General features: G+C 67.3%; 19 protein-coding genes. 13 read left to right on the forward strand and 6 right to left on the reverse strand.

Annotated features, from left to right (window positions below; genetic code table 11):
- Window positions 1-35 precede the first annotated feature (35 nt).
- Window positions 36-1,511, reverse strand: coding sequence for a hypothetical protein (locus ACFPJ1_RS09225; RefSeq protein ID WP_380102976.1), 1,476 nt, complete (start codon window positions 1,509-1,511; stop codon window positions 36-38).
- A gap of 886 nt (window positions 1,512-2,397) precedes the next feature.
- On the opposite strand from ACFPJ1_RS09225, the gene ACFPJ1_RS09230 reads away from it, so the two are divergent.
- Window positions 2,398-3,396, forward strand: a complete 999-nt coding sequence (locus ACFPJ1_RS09230) for a LuxR C-terminal-related transcriptional regulator (protein WP_380102978.1) — start codon at window positions 2,398-2,400, stop codon at window positions 3,394-3,396.
- A 343-nt stretch (window positions 3,397-3,739) separates the two neighbouring features.
- Here the strand turns inward: ACFPJ1_RS09230 and ACFPJ1_RS09235 are convergent, their stop codons facing one another.
- Genes ACFPJ1_RS09235 through ACFPJ1_RS09250 form a run of 4 tightly spaced genes read right to left on the reverse strand, consistent with a single transcriptional unit; the run spans window position 3,740 to window position 6,855 of the window.
- The gene (locus tag ACFPJ1_RS09235) at window positions 3,740-4,867 is read right to left on the reverse strand and encodes an OmpA family protein (protein ID WP_380102980.1); all 1,128 of its coding nucleotides are present in this window, start codon (window positions 4,865-4,867) and stop codon (window positions 3,740-3,742) included.
- Between the two features lie 10 nt (window positions 4,868-4,877).
- Window positions 4,878-5,675: a hypothetical protein gene (locus ACFPJ1_RS09240; protein ID WP_380102982.1), complete on the reverse strand. Its 798-nt coding sequence runs from the start codon at window positions 5,673-5,675 to the stop codon at window positions 4,878-4,880.
- A complete protein-coding gene (locus tag ACFPJ1_RS09245; protein WP_380102985.1) occupies window positions 5,672-6,154 on the reverse strand; it encodes a hypothetical protein in 483 nt (160 codons plus the stop codon). The genes ACFPJ1_RS09240 and ACFPJ1_RS09245 overlap by 4 nt, the downstream gene beginning before the upstream one ends.
- Entirely contained in the window at window positions 6,151-6,855 is a 705-nt protein-coding gene (locus tag ACFPJ1_RS09250) for a hypothetical protein (RefSeq protein ID WP_380102986.1), read from the reverse strand. Before ACFPJ1_RS09250 ends, ACFPJ1_RS09245 begins: the two co-directional genes overlap by 4 nt.
- A 114-nt stretch (window positions 6,856-6,969) precedes the next feature.
- Here ACFPJ1_RS09250 and ACFPJ1_RS09255 point away from each other — a divergent pair, with 114 nt between their 5' ends.
- From ACFPJ1_RS09255 to ACFPJ1_RS09285, 7 genes are all read left to right on the forward strand, one after another.
- Entirely contained in the window at window positions 6,970-8,070 is a 1,101-nt protein-coding gene (locus tag ACFPJ1_RS09255; protein WP_380102987.1) for a hypothetical protein, read from the forward strand.
- Window positions 8,070-9,959, forward strand: a complete 1,890-nt coding sequence (locus ACFPJ1_RS09260; RefSeq protein WP_380102988.1) for an AAA family ATPase — start codon at window positions 8,070-8,072, stop codon at window positions 9,957-9,959. The genes ACFPJ1_RS09255 and ACFPJ1_RS09260 overlap by 1 nt, the downstream gene beginning before the upstream one ends.
- Window positions 9,960-9,967: 8 nt before the next feature.
- Window positions 9,968-10,615: a 4Fe-4S cluster-binding domain-containing protein gene (locus ACFPJ1_RS09265; protein ID WP_380102990.1), complete on the forward strand. Its 648-nt coding sequence runs from the start codon at window positions 9,968-9,970 to the stop codon at window positions 10,613-10,615.
- Between the two features lie 77 nt (window positions 10,616-10,692).
- On the forward strand, window positions 10,693-11,118 hold the full coding sequence (locus tag ACFPJ1_RS09270; RefSeq protein ID WP_380102992.1) for an FHA domain-containing protein: 426 nt from the start codon (window positions 10,693-10,695) through the stop codon (window positions 11,116-11,118).
- Window positions 11,115-13,349 carry a protein kinase domain-containing protein gene (locus tag ACFPJ1_RS09275; protein ID WP_380102994.1) on the forward strand — a complete coding sequence of 745 codons (2,235 nt, stop codon included), beginning with the start codon at window positions 11,115-11,117 and terminating at the stop codon, window positions 13,347-13,349. The genes ACFPJ1_RS09270 and ACFPJ1_RS09275 overlap by 4 nt, the downstream gene beginning before the upstream one ends.
- Window positions 13,346-14,029 carry a hypothetical protein gene (locus tag ACFPJ1_RS09280; protein WP_380102996.1) on the forward strand — a complete coding sequence of 228 codons (684 nt, stop codon included), beginning with the start codon at window positions 13,346-13,348 and terminating at the stop codon, window positions 14,027-14,029. The genes ACFPJ1_RS09275 and ACFPJ1_RS09280 overlap by 4 nt, the downstream gene beginning before the upstream one ends.
- Window positions 14,030-14,141: 112 nt before the next feature.
- Window positions 14,142-15,098 (forward strand): hypothetical protein, encoded by a 957-nt coding sequence (locus tag ACFPJ1_RS09285; protein ID WP_380102998.1) that lies wholly within the window; start codon window positions 14,142-14,144, stop codon window positions 15,096-15,098.
- On the opposite strand, the gene ACFPJ1_RS09290 is transcribed toward ACFPJ1_RS09285, so the two are convergent.
- Window positions 15,040-15,987 carry a hypothetical protein gene (locus tag ACFPJ1_RS09290; RefSeq protein WP_380103000.1) on the reverse strand — a complete coding sequence of 316 codons (948 nt, stop codon included), beginning with the start codon at window positions 15,985-15,987 and terminating at the stop codon, window positions 15,040-15,042. The two genes, ACFPJ1_RS09285 and ACFPJ1_RS09290, sit on opposite strands and share 59 nt — an antisense overlap.
- A gap of 1,000 nt (window positions 15,988-16,987) precedes the next feature.
- Here ACFPJ1_RS09290 and ACFPJ1_RS09295 point away from each other — a divergent pair.
- From ACFPJ1_RS09295 to ACFPJ1_RS09315, 5 genes are all read left to right on the forward strand, one after another.
- The gene (locus ACFPJ1_RS09295; RefSeq protein ID WP_380103002.1) at window positions 16,988-19,903 is read left to right on the forward strand and encodes a helix-turn-helix transcriptional regulator; all 2,916 of its coding nucleotides are present in this window, start codon (window positions 16,988-16,990) and stop codon (window positions 19,901-19,903) included.
- Window positions 19,904-19,928: 25 nt separating this feature from the next.
- Window positions 19,929-22,442: a caspase family protein gene (locus ACFPJ1_RS09300; RefSeq protein WP_380103004.1), complete on the forward strand. Its 2,514-nt coding sequence runs from the start codon at window positions 19,929-19,931 to the stop codon at window positions 22,440-22,442.
- A 63-nt stretch (window positions 22,443-22,505) separates the two neighbouring features.
- The gene (locus ACFPJ1_RS09305) at window positions 22,506-22,736 is read left to right on the forward strand and encodes a hypothetical protein (protein WP_380103006.1); all 231 of its coding nucleotides are present in this window, start codon (window positions 22,506-22,508) and stop codon (window positions 22,734-22,736) included.
- A gap of 167 nt (window positions 22,737-22,903) precedes the next feature.
- Window positions 22,904-23,932, forward strand: coding sequence for a hypothetical protein (locus ACFPJ1_RS09310; protein WP_380103008.1), 1,029 nt, complete (start codon window positions 22,904-22,906; stop codon window positions 23,930-23,932).
- A 25-nt stretch (window positions 23,933-23,957) separates the two neighbouring features.
- Window positions 23,958-26,411 (forward strand): CHAT domain-containing protein, encoded by a 2,454-nt coding sequence (locus ACFPJ1_RS09315; RefSeq protein WP_380103010.1) that lies wholly within the window; start codon window positions 23,958-23,960, stop codon window positions 26,409-26,411.
- The last annotated feature ends 13 nt before the right edge of the window (window positions 26,412-26,424 follow it).

A 26,424-nucleotide genomic window follows, 5' to 3' on the forward strand; every position in this document is an offset into this window, starting at 1 on the left:
AGCTGCGTGTTCGTTGTCGACTTGACCCAGTAGATTCACGCGCGCTCCATATCGTCGGTGTCGGGGAGGTTGACGGGCAAGTCGATGACGTCGGCGGTGGTCAAGAGCAGGTCGTCGCCACTCACAGCCGCCGCTGAAATCTCGACCAGCCGGTTCGCGGGCACCGCTATCAGCACACTGTCCCGCCCGTGCCGGATCGCGGCGCTGATGGAGGGGCTGTACCCGTGCACAGCACGAAGAGCTACGAGCACAGGGAGGTCGTTGTCGAACTCCGCGGCTTCGCGCAACACCGAGCTGAGGGTTCGGACTCGTGCGGGCAGATCGAGCAACACGTCGGCCCTTTGCCGGTGCTCGTCGGTGAACCGGCGATCCTCCGCCGTCTCGTCGAGCACGGGTCTGACCACTGGTCCTGCCGTGCGGTCGCGGTCGACCACGGGTCGCAGCAGCATGGTCACGAGCAACGGTAGTGACAATGCTTCGGGGCTGTCCACGCCTGATGCAGCGCTGAAGAACCGCCCCAGTGGACCGACCGCTTCGGTGACGGACAGACTCAGCACCGGTTTGAGTAGCTGGCCGTGCAGATCCAGGGCCGCTCGCTGGGGTGGTCCGGAGAACTGCTGACGGTCCTGTTCGGATCGGAATACCGATCGGGCGTCCTGGAGGCGGCTCTGGAGCTGGGTGTGCCTGCGGATGCAGTCGGCGACGATCTCGACCAAATCGGCTGCCTGGCGTTTGTGGTCGGGGTCGTCGGACTCGTCGCGTGCATCGGTGATGTTGCGCAAGATGGCGTGCTCGACCTTGAACCGTTGTTCGATGTGGTCCAGCGCGGCGTCGAGCATCTGTGGCAGCTCGGAATCCCAGTCGACTACGCGCACGTCACGCCGGGTGGCCTCGAGCTTGCGCCTCAGCATCTCGCCGTACTGCACCGTCCGGTAGCGCGCCTGTTCTGCGGCCACCCGAGCGTCGGCGAGCTGGCCGCGATTGATCAGGTTGTCCAGCTTCACCTTAGCCGCCACCTGCGCCGACCGCACGTCTGTATCGAGCGCTCCGACAAGGACGTTGATCGCCTCGTCGGTAGCCCGCAAATAGATGTCTCCCGCGGTATTCGGCACCTCGCGCACCAGCTTGAAGTCGAACGTACGCCGCTGGTACCGGCCACTGGCATCGATTTCACCGTATTCATGCCGGAACACGCGGTCGACGGTGCCGACGTTGATCAGCTTCTCCAGCACCCACCGGGCCACGCGCCGATGCTCGTCTCGCGCGCGGTCGGGCGCTTGGGCGGCCACGAAGGGCGCAACACGATCCTGCACGGCTTCGTGTGCGACCCCTGTGTCGAAGTCCATGGCGATCGTGACCTGGTCGATGATATGCATCGCGATCTCTGCCATCTGGTAGATGGAGGCGTCGACCCAGTCGAGCTTGGCCTTGTGATAATCAAGCTCGTGCAGCGGAACCGTGCATGCGAGGGCCTTGAGCCGGCGGGTCAGGCCTAGGTCCGCACTAACCATCGGATCGAACCCGTGATCTGCAGCCCTTGACTGGTCCTTCTACTGTGACGTGATGCGAAGCTGGCGGTCCCGGTTTGGCGTTCACCATTTCGGCGCCGCACGCGATGTTCGCCTGGCCTGCCGTTGGCTGGTCACCGGCACACTGGTTCCCCCTCCGCGTCTGCCCCTCGATGATAAGTGGGCTCGGGGCCTTCTACTGGCGACACCGGCCATGTCAGTCCCAAGGAGATCGCATCTTAGGCGTTGACGGCGCTCTCTTCAGTACCGATTGTCCCCAAGATGCGGGGTTATCCACAGGTTTCGGAACTGTCGGACAACCGTATGCGAATCGGTGGATCCTGTTGGCAACGAAAGGGATCACCATGAACATCTCGAAGCTCTACCGGTCGACCACCTCATTCGGACTAGCTGACCGGCCAAGACGATGATGACGGAGCGAAGGTCTCGCCGGATGCCTTGGCTTCTCCGTTACTACCGCTGGCAGACGCGGCTGTATCTGCGCGTCTTACGTGCGCTGTGGATCATCCCGGCACCGATCGAGGCGGCTCTGCAGAGATGGCTGGCGGGATCTGGACAGCTACGGCGCCGGGGATCGAGGTGAAGTTGTGATCTTCGTCTACCCCGCGCAAGGCAAAGCCGCTGGTCTGGTGAGACCTGCGGCATTGCGTGTCCGAGGAGCGACACACACCTTTACCACACGCCTCGAGATCTCTGCTTGAGTCGGGCTCTGCACGTTCCTCGGCCGGCACCACGCTCACGATCTGATGACGCTCTGTAACAGATCGTTCCCCGCGGACGATAGCTCCAGAGAGGGCCTGGGCTGTGGGGCTGGCCCAGGTACAGGTTCGCGAGTAAGTGGGGGATGTGCGAAGCGTTGGTGTCCGGTATGAGTGCTCGTCCGAATGTCAGTCCGAGTGTGGCGATTGTGCTGTACGAGGCATACACGAAGATGTCGGGCCCGCTGGCGGGCAACCATTACGCACTGTACGACTACGCGCGGGTGGTGATGACAAAGATCGTCCCCGTCGACGCGTTTTATGTCGGGCTGATTCACGCGGGGACGAGGGTGCGGTTTCCTTATAATTACGACGGTGCGCGGCATGACGACTCGGACACTCACACTATCGGGCGGGACGGCCTGACCGCTTGGCTGCTCACCAACAAGCGAACCTATCGGTTCGATCTCGACGGCGGCATCCTGCTGAACGGGGGAGTCGGGTTCGGCGATGTCCACAAACGCTCCGCCGACGCTGTGACGGTGCCGCTGATGTCCTGGACCCTGGACGGGCCTGAGGTGTTCGGCATGATGTCGATGCAGAGCTATGAGCCAGGCGTCTACACCGGGGAGGCAGTGGCTGCCTTCGAGTGGATCGCTGACGTGATCGGCCGGGTGCTGTTGCGTGAACAGGAGGATCGCGATGCGCTCGCCGAATTGAGATTGGGGACCGACGACGCCCTCGGTGAAGACTTCCTCACCTCGGACCAGATGGTGGAGTACCTGGTCGAGCGGGTCGGGCAGGTTCGGCGAATGGCCGAACAAGCGCTCGGCGATTCCGGCATCACTTTCGACCAGGCCCGCGGCGTCCTGACTGAGGTCACCACCGAATGCCTACGCATCCAGGCGGAACTGGTCGAGATGACATTGCTGGTCGATGATCGACCGACGCTGCGGTTCAACACCTTGACCCCTGCCGAGCAAACGATCGCTGTTCTGCTGGCTGACGGCCTGACCAACCAAGCGATCGCAGAGCAGTTGCGGCCGACGAGCATCAACACGGTCAAGACCCACCTGAAGAACATCGCCGCGAAGTACGGGATGAGCACGCGAGCGGAGATCGCTGCTGACGTCAACAAGCATCTGGGGCAGGTGCACCAGGTGTCCTAATGCGTCGGCTCACCCGCGGGGTGAGCCGACCTGCTCCGTTCCTCACCCGGCACGGTATAGCTCTCTGACTACGCTCCGTGGATCATCGGGGTGAGCGTCGGCTCGCCGTTTTCGACGGGCGCCCGGCGCAAGGGGAGCGGGGGTTTCCCCGCAGAAGAAGGTCTTCGGGCCGTCGCGCTGACGGTTCCGAATACGTGGGGGGAGGATTTCCGTGTGCTGGATACCGTTCAAGGGGGACCAGGTCGGCCGAGTGTGCCGATGAGCAGTGTTGATGGCTAATTGATCGACACGGGGTGGAGTGCGGCGCATCGAGAACTGCAGTGCGCCGCACCCCACCAGCTCGTCAGGGGCAGGTCGGTCTGACCAGCACCAATCGCATCTTGATCTCGTCGACCGGGTTGTGCCCAGGATCCCGGTAGCCGTGCCAGGCGATCCCGACGCCCTGGGTGAGGATGCGCTTCGCCGGCACACCGAGCTCGACCAGGATGTTTTTCGCGGCGGTTGCCCGGGCATTCGACAGCGGGTTGTCCGGGTTGGTTTCCCGGTACGCGGTCGTGCCGGTGAGGACGACATTCAGCCCCGTCTTCACCAGCACACGGGCGATACCGCTCAGTGCGGCCTTCGCCCGGGCATGGTCCCGAAAGGTCGCCCGGTCGGGTTCGAAGCCGAGGTCGGACTCGTTGAAACTGAACTCTTTGCAGGGGTCCTCCGTCTCGGGCGGGGGCGGTTGCTTGGCCGGGGTGACCCGCGGCAGTGTCGCATCTCTGGTCCCTTGCGGCAGCGCGGCCGGATCGATCTCGACGTTATCCACGTGGGCTGCATCGAGAACGGCGGTCCAGAGCGTCTGGAGCCGGGCAATTTCGGGAGACGTCAGCTTCGGCTGTGGAGACATCGTCTGGCCGAGGCCGGTCATCAGCACGGAGATGCCGCTGAGGTTCGGGCTGAAACCGTTGTTCGCCAGCCCTTTCGCGATCGTCGGCTGGTCCGCGGCGAGCACCGACAGATCTGTCAGCGGCATCGGCGCCACGGTGTCGATGCCACTGTCGATGGTGATGATCTGCTTCGGCCCGGTGGTGTTGGCGATGTTGTCCCTGGCCAGGTTGATCGCGGCGAGCAGACTGCTCTCGGTCGCCGTCGCGGGGTACTTGGCAACGACGCCAGGGATCGCGGCCAGCTTGTCCTTGGTGTACTTGGCACAGGACGGCTTGTTGTCGTACGGGCACCTCAGGTCGCTCTTGGCAACGATTTGTGGCTCGCCCGATACGGCGATGACGACCAGCCTGTCGCCCCGCTTGATCGCCTTGCTTAACGCGTCGGCGGCTGTCTGGAGCAGAGCGGGGCGGGGCATGTTCTGGCGATTGCCGATGACCAGAGCGGTTGCGCCTGTTTGTTCTGGTGGAGTGCAGCCGCTAAGGGTGAGACCGAGTGTCGCCGCCAGGGCCAGCCAGGCGACGACGAGATGTCGATGCATCTGGAACTCCTTATTCGGTGGGAATGTCGCCGGGTCGCCGGTAGTTGGCCAGCAGGATCTCGGTGGCCTCCGGCTCACCGATGTTGCGGCTGAGCCGCTCGATCTTCTCGTCGTGACCGAGGTTGGCGAACGCGGCGGCAAGCTCACGCTCGAGGACGTGGGCCTCGGCGAGCCGGTCCGTCTCCGCCTGGTATTCGGTCAGTAGGTCCGCCTCCCGGGTCGCGGACTCGCGTTCGCGTGCCAGCAAGCGCACCAGTTGCCCACGTTCGCGACGCAGGGACCGGACGGTGCGTTGTTCGGTCCGGTCGAACGCGTGCCGTGAGGCCATCAGTCCGGTCACGCAGTAGATGATCAGCAGGAACACGGCGATGTACAGGCGGTCGGTGTCGAAGGCCGAGCCCGCCTGACTGCCGGTGGGGAACGGATCGTCGAATCCGCCGGGAGCCGAGTCGGCAGCCGGGCGGATCGGGCTGGTCGTCAACCGCAAGGTGAACATCGCGCCGGCCAGCCCGAGCCAGAGTAAGGCCGAGACGAGAGCAGTCGGCAGTATCCCGGACTCGCCCTGACGGCGATTGCTCATCGCCACGCCGAACCGCCAGGGCAACACGATGGAGGCTGTCGTGCAGCCAACGACGACGAGGCCGACGATGATGTCGTTCCCGGCATCTTTCAGCAGCAGTGCCATGTTCTGGTAGAAGCCGAACGCGTCGACTCCGGTGAGGATCGCGATGACGAGCCACCAGCCGAACTCGAGGAGTCGTGATGCGGGCTTCTCGGCGACGAAGTCCTGGCGAATACCGTCGCTCATGAAGATCCTTTCCGTTGCCGGTTGCCCGGCGCCTGTTGTTCGGCCTGAAGCGCCCGGTCGATGGCGGCCAGCCGTCCTTCCAGGGCTGCGATCTGAGCCGCCTGTGCGGTGGTCCTGGCCTTCAGCGAGGCCGTCGCGAACGCTCGGGTACGACGTCGTTCCAGCTGCTCGAGCCCGGCCCGGTACACCCACAAGGCCCGGAGCGACTGGATCCAGGTGTCGAGCGTCGCCGGGGTGCCTTCGTCGATCGCGCCCGCGGCGTAGAGTTCGTCGATCCGCCGCCGGATCTCGAGGATCATGTCGTCCGGCTCGATTAGGTCCGGATACTTGGTGAACAGGGCCGGCTGCTGAAGATCGATCTGCGGTGCGGAGGCTGACGGCGGCCGGCTGGCCGGCCTGGTGAGCAGCGCCGGGCGACGGAACCAGGCCCGCAGCCGTAGCCACGGACCGGTCGCTGGCGGCGCCGCGGCGGTGGTCATCGATCCGCCTCGATCGCGGCGCCCATCCGGCCGTCCAGCCGGACATCGAGCTCTGGCGGGATCGGCGGAATCCGCCGGTCGAGGCGGAGTTCGAGGAGTCCACGGAAGCGGTGGTGCCTGGTCAGGTGTTCGTCGAAGAGCGCCCGTTTGAGCACGGCCGAATGGTGGATGGCCACCTTCTGCGCCTCGTAGCGCTCGCTCAGCGCGTCGCGCGTGGCGAGCAGGTTGGCATTCTGGGCGCTCAGGTCTGCAATCTCCTTCGTGAGTGCAGACAGCCGGGCCTGAGCCTGGGCAATTGTCTGCCGGCGGCTGCGGAGGGCGCGCGCGGCGACGATCCGCGGATCGGCCTGTGGACCGTCGCGGCCCGGGCCGTCCGGTGCCGACCCGAGGCGCACGAGCTCTTCACGCGCGGCGGCGAGTCCGGCCTGCAGCTGCGGCAGGCGGTGGTTGTTCGAGATTAGCCGCTGCAGGTCCTTCTCCAGGCTCTTGGTCAGTGCCAGCTGCAGCTCGCCGATCGAGTTGTTCCGCTCCTCGAAGAAGGTCTCCCGCTCTTGGGTCGTCACAGGCCGGTCATTCAGGTCCAGTGACGGCTCTCCGCGGGCCGCGACCCGGACCGCTGACCGGCGGACCTTCTGTCGTGCCCGCCAACCGAGCCGGGTCGCCGGCCGTCCCCCCGCGCGCCGGCTCTCCTGGTCGCTCATCGTTGCTCCTCTTCCTCATCGCCCCTGACCGGACCTGACGGACGAACAGATCTCGGTGTCCGGCCGGGGCCTGTCCGTCAGGTCGGGGGTAACCGGCAGATGAAGGAGCGCAGCGTGAGCAGCCAACGGGTTGTCAGTTTCGAACTCAGTCCGCAACAGCGAGCTCAGGTTCGTCAGGTCGTTGGGGCGAACCTAGCGATCGCGGACCGGCGGATCGCCCGGGCCCGCGACCGGATGCTGGTCGAGCTGGATCGCCTGGCCGGTCAGGCTCCGACCGTCACACTGCCTTCGGCTGCGGAGATCGAGGCCGCTTTCCGCGCGATGGTCGACGTCGAGGCTCCGTCGCGGCAGGTCGAGGAGTACGAGGAGCGGCTGCTCGCCGCGAGCACCGAGAAGGCGGCACAGGCCCGGACAGGTTTGACCACAGGTCTCGATCGGGCGACCTCGCAGAGGCTGGATGGCCTACTCGCGCGACTGCCGTCGGACCATGTGCCGGCGCCGGTGGCGGCCGCGGCCGAGAAGGTCAGTACGACCGAGGGGCCGGCCCGGGCCTCGGCGCTGGAGAATGTCCGCCGCCTGGTCAAGGCGGAGGTCGAGGGAAGTCGCCGACGCGCGCAGATCCGGGTCGAGCTCGATCACGCCGATACGATCCTCCGCGTTCTGGTTGCTGAGGGCAATGGACTGTCCGCCCGGTTGCGGGGTACGGCGGAGCAGCTGGCCGAGCGGGCAGCGGTCGCGGAGGCCGAGTACCGAGATGGCGGCGAGGTGGCTTCCGGCGTACTCGTGACCGCGGCCGTCGCACTCCAGCAGGAGTTCGAGCGGGACCAGCACGACGCACACGCGCTGCAGTTGCTGCGGCAGATCTGGGAGAAGCTGGGCTACCAGCTGGCCGCTGACGACGAGGTACCGGGCTTCCTGGCCAGGAAGCCCGGCGAGGGCCGGGGCATGTGGGTCGGTCCCGCCGGGAACTCCACCAGCATGACGCAGGTCAACCTCAAGGAGGAGGTCGATCTGGGCCGTTCGGCGGCTGACGTCCACGCTTCGCTCTGCTCGGCTGCCGGCGAGGTCGAGGCTCTTGCCGTTGCCGACGGAATGGCAGTTCACGTGAAGGAGGTCAAGGAGGCCCAGGAGCTCGCCGCGACCATCGTCGTCACCGGGGACAAGGCCACGTGGCGCGATACCGCGCACCACATGCGGAAGGGTGGGAAACGGTGATGTCGGCGACCACTGAAGTTTCTGACCGGCGGCCCGAGTGGCTGGAGGAGCTGAGCGCGCGCTTGGCGACCAGCGCCCACCTGGTCCTGGTCGGAGCTCCCAACGAGCTCCACCTGCTTCGCGGTTCGCAGGGAAAGTCCTGGCACACGTTCACCACTGCGGTCACCAACGCCCTCCTCGAGACCGGCTACTCCTTGGCTCTGAGCTGGGGAATCGACCGCGGACTGCAGACCTTGGCGGAAGCGAAGGAGCGCCTTGCGGATCAGTTGCTGGCAGGGAACGGTCCTGCTCAGGCGAGCCAGCGGATCGGCGGTGACGCTTCTTCGCTGGCGAATGCTCTTCGTGCTGTCAGTGCCTTCACGCCGACGCTGTCCGGGGTACCGGGCCGGGCCGCACTGCTCGTCAGCGGTGCCGAGCGGCTAGCCGAGAGCCCGGCTATGTCGCCGCTGCGAGATGTGATGGCGCTCGCGCAGCAACTGGCACTCGATGCCGTTCCGCAGGCTTCCGGAGGCCCCCGAGGAACGTTGTACAACACGGTGATCTGGCTGGTCGGTCAGGAGCACGATCTGCCGAACTGGTTCCTCACCACGCGGGGCGTGCACGTGATGGCGATTCCGCTGCCCGATTTCGACGTCCGCAGCAGGGTCGCCGAGACGATCGTTCCGCAGTTCAAGGGCTATCCGGATCTGACGGGCGAGGAGAAGGCAGCCAGGGTGACGGAGCTCGCCAACCTGTGCGAAGGGATGACCCAGGCGCAGATGCGCGAGGTCGGACGGTTCGCCGCCGATCGGCAGATCACCGCCGAGCATCTGGAGGACGCGGTCCGGGGGATCCGCTCGGGCCTGCGCGAGTCGCCCTGGCGAAGCCCCTCGCTCGGTGCTCGGGTCGCTGCCGCGCGTGACGTTCTGCTCGGCAACAAGCCACCCGCTCCGGAGTCGAGCCTGCGGCAGGTGCTCGGCCAGCAGGTCGCCGTCCACAAGGCTCTCGACGTGATGACCCGGAGCGTGATGGGACTGTCCGACTGGGACGAGTCGCAGCACTCCAGCCGCCCGCGCGGGGTCCTCTTCCTGGCCGGCCCGACCGGTGTCGGGAAGACCTTCCTCGCCAAGCAGTTGGCTACGACGATCTTCGGTCGCGAGGACGCTATGGTCCGCTTCGACATGAGCGAGTACTCGACCGAGCAGAGTGAGGCGCGGCTGATCGGCTCGCCGCCCGGCTATGTGGGCTACGAGTCGGGTGGGCAGCTGACCAATGCCGTTCGGCAGCGGCCGTTCAGCATGCTCCTGTTCGATGAGGTCGACAAGGCGCATCCGCTGGTGCTGGACAAATTCCTCCAGATCCTCGAGGACGGCCGGCTGACCGACGGCGCGGGCAGCACCGTGTACTTCGGCGAGACGCTGATCGTCTTCACCTCCAACCTCGGCATTTACCAGCGGGGCGACGGGCCGAAGAACCGCGAGCCCCTGGTCCATCCCGGTGAGCCGTACGCCGAGGTCGAGTCCAAGGTCCGCAAGGAGGTCGAGCGGCACTTCACGGAGGAGCTCCAGCGACCCGAGATCATCAACCGGATCGGCGACAACATCCTGGTGTTCGACTACCTGTCGCCCGCGCATGCCCGCGAGTTGCTCGTCCAGAAGGTCGATGCGCTGACCCGATCGGTCCGGGAGCGCAGGGAGGTCGCCGTCCGGGTTGAGGCGGCCGCCACCGCCCAACTGGCGGATCTCGTCGTCGCGCCCGATGTGCTCAAGTACGGCGGCCGCGGAGTGAAGAACGTGGTCGAGAGCAGACTGGTCAATCCACTCGCCCGGAAGTTGCTCGATCTCCCGGCCGGATCAAGCCGCTCGGTCCTGGAGATCAGGGCGGACGACATCGTCCTAGCCGAGCGGTAGGTCGCGGGATGAGCATTCCGTTCTTCGTGAGCCGGCTGGTCCATCCCGTGCACGCACTCGGCCCCGGATCCAGAGCAGGGATCTGGACCCAGGGCTGCGGCATCGGTTGTCCGGGCTGTGTCGCCCAGGACACGTGGGGCCGGCCGGCCGGATCCCGCAGCGACGTCGACGCCGTGCTCGCCTGGCTGGCTGCCCTGCCCTGGCCGGAACTGGACGGCGTGACGATCAGCGGAGGTGAGCCCACCGATCAGCCGGAGGCGCTACAGGCCCTGCTGGCCGGCGTCGGGGAACTCAAAGCGGACTTCGGGCAGGTCGACATCCTCCTGTACACCGGCCGATCGGCGGAATGGGTGCTCTCGGATGGACGGCCGATCGTCGACGGGGCCGACGCGGTGATGGCCGATCCATTCGTCGGTGCGGAGGCCGGCTGGTTGCCGCTGCGTGGCTCGGACAACCAGCGGTTGCTCGCGCTGACCCGGCTCGGGTCGGCCCGCTATCTCGATTCCCCACTGCCGGACCGGCGCAAGGTCCAGGTGGACGTCGTCGACGGTGAGGTCCGGATGATCGGCATCCCGACTCCCGGTGCCCTCACGAAGCTGACCGAGCAGGCGGAGGCGGCGGGACTGCATCTTCGGGGGACCTCATGGCGGAGATGAACTGTCCGCTGTGCGGTTCGCCGTTCGATCCTGATGCGGTCAGCTGTCCGATGGGCCACGAGCGTTTCGGTGAGATCGTGACCGCGTCGGTTCCGCAACCGATCCGGAATGCCGAGCAGTTGAGGGCGGGCTCCGTGCCGGGGCTCGAGGCGCCGCCGGGCGGTGCGACGGTACTGATCGAGCTGGACGGCTCACCGGTGTCCGTGACCGCCACGGTGTTCGTCCTCGGCCGGCAGCCCGGTCCGGACAGCCCGTTGGCCGACCGGCTGGCCAACTATCCGAACGTTTCGCGCCGGCACGCCCGGATCACAGTCGTCGGTGACCACTTCCAGGTCGAGGACGACTCGTCGCTGAACAACACCTTCGTCAACGGTGTCCCGATCAAGGGCGAAGGTCCGCATCCACTCGAGAGCAGGGGGATTCTCCGGCTGGCGCGTAACTGCCATCTGACCCTGACCGTGGCCCAGTTGCCGGGCAAGCCGATCGTTCAAGGGTTCGCATGACCGGCGTCGCGACGCCCGTCGAGCCACCGCAGACCGAGCTCGATCCGGTCGCGGGGGAGGTCGCGAAGGGGCGGCCGGACGTCGGCCCGGGTCAGGTCCGGACCCTCCACGACGACGAGAGCACCGAGGCGGTCGTGCTCTCGACGCATCCGGACGAATGGTCCGACCTGACGTTGCAGGAGGAGTTGGCGAGCAGTGCGCACAGCCGGGTCACCCGGTTCGCGACGGCTGACGGGAAGGACGTCGTGGTGAAGGCGTTCCGGGTCCTGCACCAGGACGTCCTGGCCGTCTGGCGCCGTTGGGAGTCGTGCCGGGCAGCCGGTGCTCCGCTGACCCCGCTCGACAGGACCAGCCTCGGACCGGCGATCGCCTTCGAACAGATGCCTTACCGGCCGGAGCGGTCGTTGTACGAGCTGCTGACGGCCGACGACCAGTTCCCGCACCGGCGGCGCAGCACCGAGGATCTCAAGCGCATCGCACGGCAGGTCGACGAGGCGCTGACGGCTCTGCACCGAGCCGGGGCGGACCACCGGTACGCCGTCCATCGGGACGTCAAACCAGGCAACATCCTGGTGACCCAGCTGGATCCGCTCGTGGTCGAGCTCGCGGACACCGAGACCGTCGTCCTGGTCGATCCGCTGGACACGGCCACGGCGTTGCCGCGGCGGGGCACCTTCCTCTACGAGGCAGCCGACGCAAGCTATGCGGCCCATCCTCCGATGGACTACTGGTCCCTGGGAATGACGCTGGCCGAGCTCGGCGCGGGTCGGCATCCCCTTCAGCGCATCGACGTGAACGAGTTCTTCGAACCGGCGTTCATCCAACGACTGCTGACCGAAGATCTTCTCGAGGTTCCTGCCGAACTCGAGGAGGAGACGGCGGTTCTCGTTCGGGGCCTGCTGGCCCGGCGAAGCGGCGAGCGTTTCGGTCACCCGGAGATCGTCAAATGGCTCGACGGACAGCCGCTGCCTACGCCGGCCGGAACGGCGGTGCCGAACGCCCGCGGTTCCGCAGAGCAGGCGGACGACGCGGCTGCGACCCGCGTCCGGGCCGCGTCGGTCGAGGACAGTTTCGTCCTCGCCGGGATGCTTCTGCACACCAGGCAAGCGATCGCGGCGGCGATGGCCGAGCACTGGGGCGACGCCGTCCGCACACTGCTCGGTCGCGACTACGACCAACTGCTGGACTGGGTGGCAGATCATTGCCCGGAGCTGGCGGCACAGATCGTCTCGATCAGAGATCGCCGGCAGGCGGGCCTGATCAATGTCCATCGAGCCGTGGCGGAGACGATCTGGTCCCTCGATCCTGCTTCGCCACCCTCCTTCGACGGGCGGGTCCTGGACCGGGCCGGCCTGATCGAACTCGTTCGTGCCGTGATCGCCACCGATGCGGAGGCCTCGACGGTCCTGGACCGACTGCGCGAGAGTTCGGCGCTGGAAGTTCTCGCGTTGCGGCCGGCCCATCAGGAACTCCAGCACGTCACCGATCGCTGGCAGGAGCTGGTCGCGGCCGCCGATCGTCTCTTGGCCCGGCACCTTCCACCCGGCCGGACGGTGGACCGGACCTTGCTGCATGCACACCTGCTGCTGGTGATCCTCAGCCCGGACGCTGTTCGGCACCTGGCAGAGTTGGCGGCCGCCTGTCTGAATGACCGGACGGCGGGGGTGCCCTGGTTCACCCAGCTTTCAGCGGACGGGGGAGGGGTTGACGGGGCGGCGCGGCACGCGGTGATGATCGCTGCGGCGCCGATCGCCGAAGGACCCGACCCGGGTGTTCACACTGGGATCGATGCCTGGGCCAGCGACTACCTGGAGCGCATCATGAATGCCCGCCTTGCGCAGCGGCGGTCGCGGTTCGGGTTCACTCCGGCCGTCTACGCGGCTGTTGCCGTCGTCCTCGGTCTCGTCGCCCTCCAGACCTGGGCCCTGGCTGCCCGTTCGGTGACCGCGTACGTTCTGACATCGGTCGGCGTTGCGGTCCTCTGCGTCCTGGGTGCGGTCCGAATGCCGTCGACAAACCTGCGGGCCTTGCTGCTCCACCTCGGCGCCTACGGCCTGATCGGAGCGTTTGCCGGTGGCGCCGTAGCCGCGGCGTTCGCACTGGCCGGCGGCGACATTGCCGGGCTCGTGCTCGCCTGGTGGCTCTGGGGCCTGGCCGAACTCCTTGCCGTCGTCGTCACGATCCGAGGCAGCAGCCGCGTGGTCAGCCGAAAGGGGCACTGGAAGTCGTGACGATCCGATTGATCACTCTCGGTCCGGGACCGCACCAGCACGCCGTCTGTGTGAACGGCTGGGTCCTCAAGAGCTACGTTCCCGGCGCGATCACGGTGCAGGCCAGGGCGGATGGAGCAGCCAGCACCGTCGTACTGGCCTCGGCCTCCGGAGCCGCCGAGCTGGCTGCCGTGGCGGCCGAACTGTGCGTCAGACCGTCTGCACAGGCGCAGGGCAGCACCCCACATCAACAAGCTCTGGAACAGATCCAGGTGGCCAAGGACGGGCTCCTTCGCGAGCGCGGGCTGTTCGACCATGTGGTGATCCATCTGACCGCCGTAGTACTGGCCGCAGACGGTGGCGGTGCGATCGCCGCGTCCGGCGAGCTGCCGACATATCTGGTCGACGACGGTTATGCCGCCCGGGTCGATCCTGCCCCGGCCGCGGTGCGGAGTCTCCAGAGCGCGGCCATCGACGCGCGAATGGTCCGGAGCTTCCGGCTGGGCAGGGCCCAGTCCCTGCTGCTGACCGAGACACCCCTGGAGGACATGGGGATCCCCCTCGAATGGCCGAATCCACGAGGCGGCAGCGGCCTGGACCGGCTGGTGGCGGAGGCGGAACAGGAAACGGCCCGGTCAGGCACGTCCAGGTGCCTGATCACCGTGACAGATCCGGTGGCGAATCGTCGACCTGACAAATAGTTGACAGTTCTCCCGTTCTGCTCGGTACTGCGCGGATCCACCTCAAACATGGGAGCACCAACGCCTTGTGGGGGCGGCGGCCGGTGAGGCCGTGGTTCGTAGGAGGGGTTCGATGAGGATGTCAGCTGTTGTCGATTCCGGGCTGGCGGAACTGGTGTGGTTCGGTACGGCCACGCTCCGCCACCGTGCCCATGCGGTAGTGGGCCAGGCGCATTGCCCGACCAGGGGAGTGCCGTACGCCGAGACAGGAGGGAAGGTTCATCAGTTCTGCCTCGACGTCGGCTGCCTGGGCATCATGCACGAGATCTACGCTCGGTCGATTCAGAGGTTGAGTGACCGGCGGGAGGCCGCCGCACCGGTCCTGGATCTGCTGGGCTATGCGCGCCGGATCGTCTCGTCGCAGGTGTCCGAGTACGAGCGCCACGGCAGAGTCCGGCGCGGATTGCCGGCCAAGCCGACCCGCAACGACGGCGTCGCCGCCAGGATCAACTCGGCGCTCGACGGGCAGGCGGCGGACGACCACGGCCGGATCTGGCTCCGGACGCTGTTCCGGATGATGCGGGGTTACGCCTGCCGCGACAACCGGGCCAGCGCGGTCTGGCCACTCGATGTCTGGTCCACCGAGAAGAGCACGGTGGACGGAGTGCTGCGCAGTATCGGTGCGTCCTCGACCCGGGCCGAGCTGTCGAAGGACATCCAGCTGGTGCTGGCGACGGCCGAAAAGGTGGCCGGCCGCCGCTGGATGGACGACGCGATCCTGCATCCGTTGCAGACCTTTGTCACGCCCTTGACGGAGGACCATCAACGGCTGCTGGCCGCGGCGCAGGCCGATCCGGCCGATGTCGTCTCGGTCGCCGAGCTCCGGGGGAGGTTCCGCTCGCTGATGCTGGCGGGAGCATCGGCGCAGGAGGCGCTGGATCGTTCCGCCGATGAAGTACTCGGGCGGCGTCCGAGCTGCGAGGTCGACGAGGTTCTGGACGACCTGCTCCCGGATGCTGAGCTCGCGAGGATCAGGACCATCCGATCCCGTAGGCGAGCCCCTGCCGAACGATCGGCCACTCGCCGGTGACGGACCGCTCGGGTCCGAGCGCGATCAGCCTCGGCGTCGGTACGCCGTCCTCGATCAACGGGGGCGGTACGCCGTCGTAACCCCAGACCGTGCTCACTTCGATCTCCGGGGCGAACTTGACGGTGGCGTGGAAGGCGCGTGTACGGCGTACCGGGGTGACCACGTTGTACGGCCGGATGAACGCCCGCGACGGCATCGTCACCGTCAGGCCGACCCGGTGGGACTCCAAGGCTCTAAACGTCCGGGGGAGATGGATCGTCAGACGCCAGCAGCTGGGCGAGAACCGGTCCACCTCCACGAACTCACAACCTTCCGTCGGCTCGACCGTGATGCCTTCACCGGCCGCGTCGCCGAGAGGCCTGGGAACACTGAAGGACTCGCGCAGGTACCGGACGTCGTCGTGCGTGAACTTGATCTCTCGGATCCCGGTGAACTGAGGCCGGTCGCCGATCAGGGCGTGCGATGCGAGACTGTCGACGTACCAGCCTTTGCTGGCAAAGGGATTCCGGTCGTTGCTGAGCTTGGACCGGCGCTCCAGAACCAGTGCCATGGCACGGTTGGCCTCCGTCAGCCGGCGACTCATCGTCCGGGGCCCGCGGTCCATCTTCTTTCCCAGCCGCTCCAGCCGATCGCTCAGCAATCGTGAGGTGTCGTCGGATCCCAGCCCGGCGCGGAAGACCTCGGCGAGATCAACCGGCAGGACCTCGGCGGCAGACAGGAGTGCTGCGCGGACAAGGGCGCGACTGTCGGCCTCCTCGGGCACGTTGTCGCCGAAGATCAGCTCCCGCAACATCGGTCCCAGCTTCTCGACGGCCTGCGCCGCGTGGATGCCGCGGCCGCGGTGCAGATCGTCCAGCTCCTTGGTCAGCAGATCGACTCTGGAAGTCACCAATTCTCACCCTCGCGTCCGGTGGAGCTCTTCTGGTGGGGGACCTGTCGGCACCGTACCGCTCCCAGCGCAATCGCGCGCGCCCAGCCGGTTGCGATCTTGTCCCTTCCAGCGCAGCCGATCGTTCTGTCCGTCAGATACGGGTACCACGGCTGCTACCGAAGCTCAGGGTGTACTCGTGGCAGATCCGACCAGATCAGCTGAACGAACCAAGGAGTGAACATGGCCTGTACCTGTCAGTGCGCCTGGTGCAAGGAAGCACGAATCAACAATTTCTCCGACCACCGGTGCTCACAGATTCCGAAGTGCCCGCAGAGCAAGTGATGCGGTCAGCGGAGGCGACGACGCCATGGTGAACGCCCTCACCACCGAATCCGAAATGGCCGTCCGGTGGTGGCGGCGACACCATGATTCGAGTGTGGGACCTCGACACCGGCCGGACAGCCGACAGGAGGTCGGCTGATCGACCACAGCGATGGGCTCGCCGATGGCGGGGTCCGACGAGAGCGGTGCAGTGGACGTGCTTGCGGCCTGCATGGTCGGTAGCCGGTCGGGGTCGACGACATCTTCGGCGGCGAGCACACGGCGACGAGACACAAGCTGTATCGACTCGGAACCCCATTACGGGCGCTTCTACACACCGGCAGTCCTGTTGGCGCGGATCAACCAGGAGCAGTCCGATCTTCAGGCAGGGCTGACGGCATGAGCGTCGCTGGCCTCCTCGAACCGCGCCTTCGATCAGTCCTCGCACGCGCGGCCCGGCGAGAGACACGCGCCGCCGCGCCAACGAAAGCCGTTCTGGCCAACTTGAGACCTCGCCCACAGCTCTGACTGCGAGCATGATGGTGGCTCAGCGACGCAGGGGACCGAGGTGCAGGGGGACATCCATATGATGCTGCGAGCGACAGCGTGGTACATACGCTCCGTGGAGATGCCCCCCGACCCCCGACGAGCGCAGCCGGTGGCAGCTGGCGGCGCCGCACTCCGGTGGCACTGAGCTGTGTCCAGGGAAGCGGAGTTCGTCGGGCGGGTGGAGCAGCGGGAACTGCTGGCGCGGCGACTCGCCGACGTGCGCGACGGCTACGCCCGAACGGTGCTGGTCGGAGGTGACGCCGGCGTCGGGAAGAGCCGGCTGGTCGGGACCTTCGCCGAATCGGCCCGCGCCACTGGAGCCCATGTGCTGGCCGGTGCCTGCGAAGAACACTTCGGCGACCCGATGCCGTACCGGCCGCTGCTGGAGCTGCTGGAGAGGTTCGCCCGGGAGCACGGCCGGGAGCGGGCACGTGCGATCGGCGGACCGGCCTATGAGCGGCTGACCGACTTCTTCGACCTGGGTGGCGACTCGATGACCAACCCGTCACAGGTCTTCCTCGCCGTCCGCCGGATGCTGGACGACCTCGGCGAAGACACCCCGGTCGTACTGATCATCGAGGACCTTCACTGGGCGGATCCGTCGACGCTCGACCTGGTCCGGCACCTCGGCCAGGCCGAGCAGGTCGACCGTCGGCTGCTGCTCGTCTGCACCTATCGCACCCGCGAGATCAGCCGCGACGATCCGTTGTGGCAGCTGATGGCCGGAGCGAAGTTCCTGCGTCGGACCGAGCGGATCGAGCTGCCAGCCTTCACTCTTAACGAGTTGAGTCAGTTCGTCGACTCGGCGAGCGGTGGCCGAGCCGATCCGCGGCTGGTCGAGCGCTGCTTCGAGTGGTCCGACGGGATCGCCTTCTATGCGGAACAATTGATCGCCGCCGGCGCCCTGGAGAGCAGCCAGGACGTCCGGCTCCCGCCCGATATTGAGTCAGTGGTGCTCGCGCGCGTGAGCGATCTGAGCACGGACGCGCTCAAGGTGCTGCGGGTGGCCGCCGTTGGCGGTCGGGCGATGAGTCGTCGGCTGCTGCGTACGGTCAGCGACCTGCCCACTAAGGTGCTGCACGACGCAGTGCAGGAGTGTTTCGACCGGCAGATGCTGATCCCCGGACAGGACCAGGACGTCTATCGGTTCCGGCATGCGTTGCTGCGCGAGGCGGTGTACCAGGCCACCGTCCGCGACACTCGGGTCGATCTGCACACAGCGATGGCGGAGGCCTTGGCGTCCGATCCGACACTGAGCCTCACCGAGGGCTCGGCGACCGCCGAGCAAGCCAGCCACTGGTACCAGGCGGACGACCGGCCGAAGGCACTCGCGTCCGCTGTGCAGGCCGGGCAACTCGCGGCCCGCACGCTGGCGTTCCCGTCTGCGGAGGTCCAGTTCGGCCGGGCGCTGCAGTTGTGGCGGCAGGTCAACGATCCGGAGGTGCTGGCCGGCGTCGGGAAGATCCAGTTGCTGATCGAGGCGGCCGACGCCGCCCGCTGGTCCGGCCACGTCGATCGGGCCGTCGAGCACATCGGGCAGGCCATCGATGAGGCTACGGCCGACAGCAGAACGGATCGGCACGGCGAGCTGCAGGAACGGCTCGCCACGTACCTCTGGGAGGCCGGCCAGGCCAAAGAGTCCGCCAATGCCTTCCGCGAGGCCGCGCGGCTCCTGGCCGGGAAGCCACCTTCGGCGACGGAGGCGCGTGTCCTCGCCGAGATCGGACTCGCCTACTTGAGGGCCGGTCACTACGCGGAGGGCCTGGCGGAGGCCGACAAGGCGCTGGCCATGGCGACCGAGGTCGGAGCGCAAGCCGAGGAGGGCCGGGCGCTGAACATCTCCGGCCTCGCGATGGGCATGCTCGGCAAGCAGGACGGTGTGAACCGCCTGCGGCGCTCGATCGAGATCGCACGGTCGGCTCACCACATCGAGGACCTGTTCAGGGCGTACGGCAACCTCGGCATCGTCTTCGAGCACGCGGGACGGCTGAGGGAAGCGGCAGATCTGGCGAAGGAGGGGCTCGAGGAAGCGCGGCAGCTGGATCTGGCGGGCTCACGGCAGGGCACGGTCCTGGCCAACAACGGCAGCGCCGCGCTCGTACTGCTGGGCGAGTGGGACGACGCCGAGAGCATCATCACCGAGGTGTCGCTGGACCGGCCGGTGGCTGAGAGTCTCTATCCGCGGCTCACCCTGGCCGAGATCAAGGTGGCCCGCGGCGATTTCGGCCAGGCGCGAGAACTACTCACCTCGATCGCCAACGTCGACCATGGCGAGGACCCGCGCTTCCTCGGACCACTGCATACGATCCGGGCCGAGCTGGCCCTCGGCGAAGGTGACCTGAACCGCGCCGTCGACGAGGTGAAACGGGGCCTGGAGATCGTCCGGGGCAGCGAGAACACGCTGGAGCTGCTGCGGCTGTGCGCGGTAGGCCTCCGGAGCACGGCCGACCAGGCACCCCGGCAGGGTGCGAGGAAGGCGGATCGTACTGGCGTGATGACCACCGGGGACTGGCTCGCTCGCGAAGTATGGGACGCCCACCCAGCACCGTCGACGGCCGAGACGGAACAACTTGTGCAGCTGTGCAAGGCAGAGCGGCAACGAATCCAGCGCGCGGACACCGCCGCCTTGTGGAACAAGGTCGCCGCCGGCTGGACTGATCTGGACCGGCCGTATCCGGCGGCCTACGCCCGATTCCGCCAGGCGACTGCCATGGTCGCGGCAAACGGCCGGAGCGAGGCACGGCCGATCCTCCGAGACGCGCACCAGGTGGCGGTGAAGCTGGGCGCCGCCCCATTGCGCGCCATGATGGCCGCGCTGGCCAAGAGAATCAGCCTCGACGTTTATCGGGAGCCGCGGGTCGAACTGCCGCACAACCTCACCGACGCGGAGTTCGAGACCTTGCGCCTGCTCACCGATGGCCAGGGCGCGGCGAAGATCGCCGTCAACCGCAACGTGGCGCGGCGAACGGTCACCACCCAGCTTGGAAGCATCTATCGGAAGTTGGGTGTCCGCGGTGCCACCGAGGCCGTGACGCTGGCACACAAGGAGAGCCTCTTCGACTGACCTGCACTGTCCGTCAGGGACGGGCATGACGCGAAAAGCTCTCCTGATCGGTGCCCAGACCAACAACCTGACCGGTGTGCTCAACGACGTCGAGGCGATGGCAGGGGCGCTCCAACCGCGCGGCTTCCAGATCGAACGTTTGGTGACACCGCACGCCACCCGGGCCGCAGTGCTCGACGCGTACGAGAAGCTCATCGTCGACAGCGGCGAGAACGACGCCGTCGTGGTCTACTACAGCGGCCATGGCGGCCGCCTGCAGACGCCAGAAGGCCCGGATCTGCAGTTCATCGTGCCGGACGACTACGCCGACTCCAACGACGACGACTTCCGCGGCATCACTGGTGTCGAACTGTCCGTCCTGCTGGCTCGGCTCACCACCCGCACAGCCAACACCACCGTCATCCTCGACTGCTGCCATGCCGCGCACATGTCCCGCCACTCCGGTCTGCGCGTCAAGTCGCTGCTGCGGGCGGCGACGTACGAGGTTGTTCAGCAGCACGTCGAGCGGCTCGTCAAAGCCGGTCTGCCCGTGCACAAGCGCCATTTGATCAGCAACCCGCGAGCCGTCCGGGTGGTCGCCTGTTCGCCATCGGAGTCGGCCTGGGAGGGCACCAACCGCGAGGGGGTCGACATGGGCCTGCTGACCGACGCCTTGGCCCGGGTTCTGCGCGAGTCGGAGGGGCTGCGTGTCAACTGGTCCACGCTCATCGACGCGGTCCGTCGGGACGTACAGAACCTGGCCCCGATCCAGCGGCCGGAGGCGGAGGGCCGGTCCGAACGGCAGCCGTTCGAGACGACCGATCTGGATCCACTGGACACCCTGCCGGTGGTGGCCGTGGGATCGCACCGGGTTCAGCTGCTCGGCGCGCCCCTGCTGGGCGTCGAGATCGGCGACGAGTTCGCCATCATGCCGGCGTCTGCCACCGGACCGGAGGACGGGCCGGCCATCGGATCGACGACAGTCGACCGAGTACTGCCGACGTCCGCAGTCGGACAACTGCGGCTCCAGACGGCCGGCCAAGCGCTGCCCCCGGATGCCCGGGCGCACCGCACTCGCGCCGCCGCGCCCGCTTTGCCCGTGCGGCTGCCTCAGGGCCATCCGGTGACCAATGATCTGATCAAGGCGCTTTCGTTGCGGCCGCTGCTCCGGCCGGCCGACCCGACCACGGACGAGCAGCCCCCGACAGAAGTCGCGGTCGACGCGCAGGGCGAGCTGGTGGTGCAGGAGAATGGTGTGCCGCTCCTTCAGCCGTATCCGCCGACGGCGCTCGGCGTCAGCACGGTCGTCGGCAACCTGCAGCGGATCGCTCAGGCCGAGGCGCTGCGGCGCTTGACCGGCGATCCCGACAAGCCGTTGTCGCACGGGGTCGAGATCGAGTGGGGCCGGGTCCGCGACGGCCAGGAGGAGCAACTCTCCCGAACGGGTGCGTTGCTCTTCGCTCACGACCAGGAACGCGTCTTCTTCCGGCTGCGGAACACCGGCGAACAAGCGATGTTCGTGTCGCTGATCGACATCGGCATCGCGTACGGGATCTCGGTTCTCACCGCGTCCGACCCCGGCGGTGTCCGAATCGCTCCAGGGGCGTCCTACACGTACGGCTGGAACGACGACCTGGGGCAGCTCACCGGCGTCGAGATGAGCTGGCCGGACGGGGTCGAGGCGACAGTCGCGCGGCCCGAGACGGTCATCGCCTTGATCAGCGACGGGCCGGTCGATGTCGGCGTACTGCGGCAGCACAGCGCACGGGATTCCCTAGTACCCCGCCTGCGTGAGGACGCGTCCACGCTCGATCGACTGCTGAATCAGATCATCACCGGCGGCAGCCGGGAAGTCGGCGACGCCCCGGCCGCGTCGGTTCGCTACTCGGTCGAGCCGATCGACTTCACGCTGAGCCCGACCGCACCGCCCACGGCGGAGCGGCCGAAGTTCCTGATCGACGACCGGCCGCAACAACCGGTACGTCTGCTCTCCCCGCGCGACCCGGTACCGGGCAGGATCGCGGTCCGGATCGCCGAACTGGTCGTCCATCGCAACCGGGCGCTGCTCAGCGCCGACATCCGGGTGGACGCGATGGTGCTGACCGGCAGTGTGGGCGACCAGCCGGTCTACCGGGCCGAGACCACCCGGTTCGGCAACATTCGTGACGGCGAGCGGCTGCCGCTCGACAACCTGCTGATCTACCACGGACCCGCCGTGGACTACCTCGACCTCGCGGTCTGGGTCTCCCGCGACGTTGCGGGCAGCCTCGCGCTCGGCGATCTGCTGGCGGAGAAGTTCAGCGCCTCCGCGGCACAGGCCACGCTCGGTCCGTTGGCTGGGCTGGTGCTGACAGCGCCGCACGCCGCCGTGGCGGTGGCGGCGGTGAGCGCCGGCGCCGTGCTGGTGAACACGGCGTACGACCTGTTGACCGGCGTGGTCGGCCAAAACATCGGGTTGTACCGAACCTCCCTGCTGGCGCAGGAGCAGTTCGGGATCGGCCGCCACGAGCGGCACCCGCAGGACTTCACCTTCACGTTCTCGGTCGAGGCGGTGGCCTGAGAAAGCCGTCCCGAACCTCTACAAACGCTCGCCTCGCGAGCATCATCGAAAGGTAGCAACAGCATGAACATCAGCAAGAAGCTCGTCATCGGACAGCAGGAGTGGGGCATCGCCGACGCGGACGCGGACGGCATCGCCCGTCTGGTACGCGACGCGATGACCAACGGCACGACGGTCGAGCTCCAGCTGTACGACCCTGCTGGGCATGCCGTCACGGTCTTCCTCAATGGCGCGGCCACCTCCAGCGCGGTCCTCGACCTGACCAAGGGACCGAAGCCCAGCGAGATGTCCTGACGATCGGGTGAAGACGGGCCGGGTTCCGCTGGGGACCCGGCCCGTACGTATTCCGCGAACCCTTTTCGTGGGCGTCTACGTATTTCCCGGTATCTGTGCCTGAGGCCATTCTCCGCGCATTTCTGACCATCGACGATCGGTGCAGCGTCGATGCAAAGGAGCGCACCGTGCCTTATTCAGAGGAGCTGTCCGGGGCCGCGGACGAGGTACGCCGATTAGCCGGCGCCGGAGAGCTCGCGAATCGATTCCAGAACGGATCCCGCGACGAACGGCGCAGTTTGCGCGCCGGCGCCGCCGAGATCGCCGGGCCGCTGGTGTACGAGCGAGTGACCAAGCCGGTGGAGCGCAAGCGTCGCCATTACGAGTGCGCCAGCACGCTGCGGCGGATGCTGCCGGACTGCCTGGACCGCTTCCATGACGACGTCGACGCGGTCCTGGACGACCTGTTCACCTACGCGGACAAGCCGATCGTGAACCTCGAGGGCTGGCTCACCTCGCGGCTCATCCGAGCGACCGTGGACGGATACCGCCGCCGCCGCGGCGAACGCGGCGCGCCACAGCGGCCCCGCGTACCGGGGTGGCTCGCCGACGCGCTCGGGCGGGACACATGGCTGATCGATCTGGCCAAGGCGATCCTCGAATGGGTCGGCACCGATGCTACGGCCGGGTCCTCGCTGTGGCCGCTGAATGCCTTTGCCGAAAGGCGTGCCGGCCAGACCGGGGATCACACTGCCAGCGAGGCCGTGGTAGCCGACGAGGTCGAGGTCGTCCTGACCGCCATGCGTCGGCGGCGTGCCTGGTACGAGAAGTACGTCGAGCGTCCGTTCGGTCGCAAGCAGGCGCAGGTCTGGTACTCATCGCACAGCTCAACCGACGTGCACACCGAGCCGACGCCGCTGGCCTTGGTGGATCCGGACGAGCGGGACGAGGCGGTATTGCACGAGCTGGCGAACGTCTCCATCGAGGTCATGATCACGCAAATCGACCGTGGTGAGGACGCCACCGCGGTGATCACCGATGTACTCGGCACAGTGTTCGGCAGCCTGCCGGCTTCGCACGACCTGGAGCGGATGCCAGCCGACGAGGGCGGCCTCCGCCATGTTGCCGCGCTGATCGAGGACCCGGTCAAGCTCAAGCGGATCGTCGCTGCGGTACTCGACCTGCTCGGAAACCTCGACCGTCCGTCAGAGCAGTAGGAGGCGGACCGAGGAGGACTTGGGTATGGACGGACCGAACGACGACGGTTTGGGGCACCCGACCTGGACGAGGGCGGAAGCGGTCGCCCGCTTGTTGGAGCTGCAGAAGGCGGCTGACGGCCGCGAGCTGGGCGACCCGCGCACGGCCCTGGACGAGGTGGACCGGCTGGCGGTGGCGTTCGCGGGAGACCCACAGGTCCAGGCTCTGGTCGAAGCCACGCGCGCAGTCCTGAAGATGACCACTGCACCCGGGCTCGTCGATGTGGATGGGCTGCGCCGAATGTTCGAAAACCTCAGTCAGGTGGCCGGCGAAAAGGCCAACCCGATCATGGAACTGATGCCGGACTACCTGGACGCCGTGCAGTCGTTCCAGCATGGCGGCGACCTGCCGGCCACGCGCGCTCGGTTCGCCGAGATTTTGAAGCGGTCCGAGGGGTTTCCGGACTCGTCTCTCCTGCGGCAGCTGACGGCGCACATAGCGCTCGTGTCAGAGCTGATGGAGTCGCTGGACGACAGCGTGCCGGACCGCGACGAGGCCGCCAACGACCGCCGGCTCGAAGCGGCGCGAAAGCTCGCGGACCGTCCGAGTGCCACCGATGCCGAACGTGCGATGGGCCTACTTGCCGCCGGCACCGCGGCACTGAACCAAGGCGAGGAGCAGGATCTCGGGCGGATCAACGAGGGCATCGCTGACCTGCGGGAGGCCGTGAAGCTTTCCAGCAATCATCCGGAGCACGTTATCCACCTCTCCAGCCTCGCGCTGGCCCTCTACCACCGTTCGCTGGTCACCGGATCACTCGCTGACGTCGACGAAGCGATCGCGGTACTGGAGCAAGCCCGGGAACTGGCCCGGGGACCAGCGGATCCGCAGTGGAGCATCGTCACCGAGCTGTTGTCCCAGTTCCGTCGGCGACGCGGGGAAAGCTCGTCGTCGAGTCCCGCCGGGCTGGACGCGCTCCATGGTCACGCCTGGCAGGTATTGCTGCAGCCTGACCCGGGGAGTGCCCGCGCTACCGCACGGAACGCGGCACAAGATGCCGTGGATGAAGCCGGCCGCTGCCTCGTCGACCATGAACCCGAGGGCGCGCTACGCGCGCTGGATGCCGGCCGGGGGCTGCTGTTGTTCGCGGCGACCGAGCTGCGCGATCCTTGCACCCGTCTGATCGAGGCCGGCGAGCGTGGCCTGGCGGAGAGATGGCGGACGGAAGAGCAGTCGGCTTGGCTGCGGGACGACGTTATCGAGGTGCTGTCCCGCGAGACCGACCTGCTCGATCCACCAACCCTCGAAGAGATCCAGGAAGCGCTGGGCCGTCTCGGCGCCGATGCGCTGGTTTACCTGGTGCCCGCTACTGCGGCGATGCCGGGCTGGGCGGTGATCGCTCCGGCCGAGGGGACGCCACGCTACCTCGCGCTGCCCAACCTCATGATCGACGAGGGGATGGAGATCGAGCGGTATCTCGCCGCCGCGGCCGGCAGGGATGCGGCCCTTCTCGGTAAGCGTCGGGAGGTTGGATCCGTCGAGACGGCTGATTTCGTGAAGAGCCTCGACGCGCTGTGCGGCTGGGCATGGAAGGCGGCGATCGGGCCGATCGTCAAACCGTACCTCGACGACGCGTCGGACCGGACGCCACGTCTCGTACTCATTCCGATGGGCGACCTGGCCCGGGTTCCGTGGCAGGCCGCACGACGACCCGACGGTAAACATCTGGTGGAGCTCGTCGCCGTATCGCAGGCCGCGTCGGCCCGGATGCTGTGCGCCTCCGCCGCGGCCGAGCCGGTGCGGCAGACAGCAAGCGGGCTGATGGTGGCAGACCCGGACACTGGCGGGTTGGCATCGGACCTGCTGTCGGCACGCCTCGAGGCATACGCGATCCATCGGACGTTCTATCCCGGCGCGACCTATGTCGGCCGCCGGCCGGACGGCTCCGTCAGCGGCTCGGGCGCCGGCACACCCGACGAAGTTCGGAACTGGCTGCGGGCCGACGGTTCACACGCGGGAACGATGGTCCATTTCGCGACCCACGGAGACATGACGACCGATCCCGCCCACGCTTCGTCGCGCCTGCTGCTAGCTGGCGGGGACCTCACCGCCGAGGAGCTGATCCGCACCCTGGACGCCGATCGACATCCCATCGGCATCGTGGTGCTCGCCGGCTGCCACACCGGCCAGTCGATTCACGGCTATGACGAGGCATACAGCCTCGGCACGCTGTTTCTCGCCGCCGGCGCGCGCACGGTGCTGTCGACCCAGTGGAGCATCCCGGATCAAGACACGTCACTGCTCATGTACATGTTCCACCACTTCTTGATCACCGAGCGCCGACCACCGTGGGACGCGCTCCGCCAAGCGCAGCTGTGGATGCTGGACGACGCCCGAACGCCGCCCAGGGATATGCCCGTACCGCTGCGCCGCATGCTCGCGGACGCCGACCCCACCCGCATCACCTCGTGGGCCGGGTTCGTCCACTGGGGACAATGACCAACCGGGAAGG

The organism is Kribbella qitaiheensis (assembly GCF_042657745.1).
Lineage (GTDB): Bacteria > Actinomycetota > Actinomycetes > Propionibacteriales > Kribbellaceae > Kribbella > Kribbella qitaiheensis.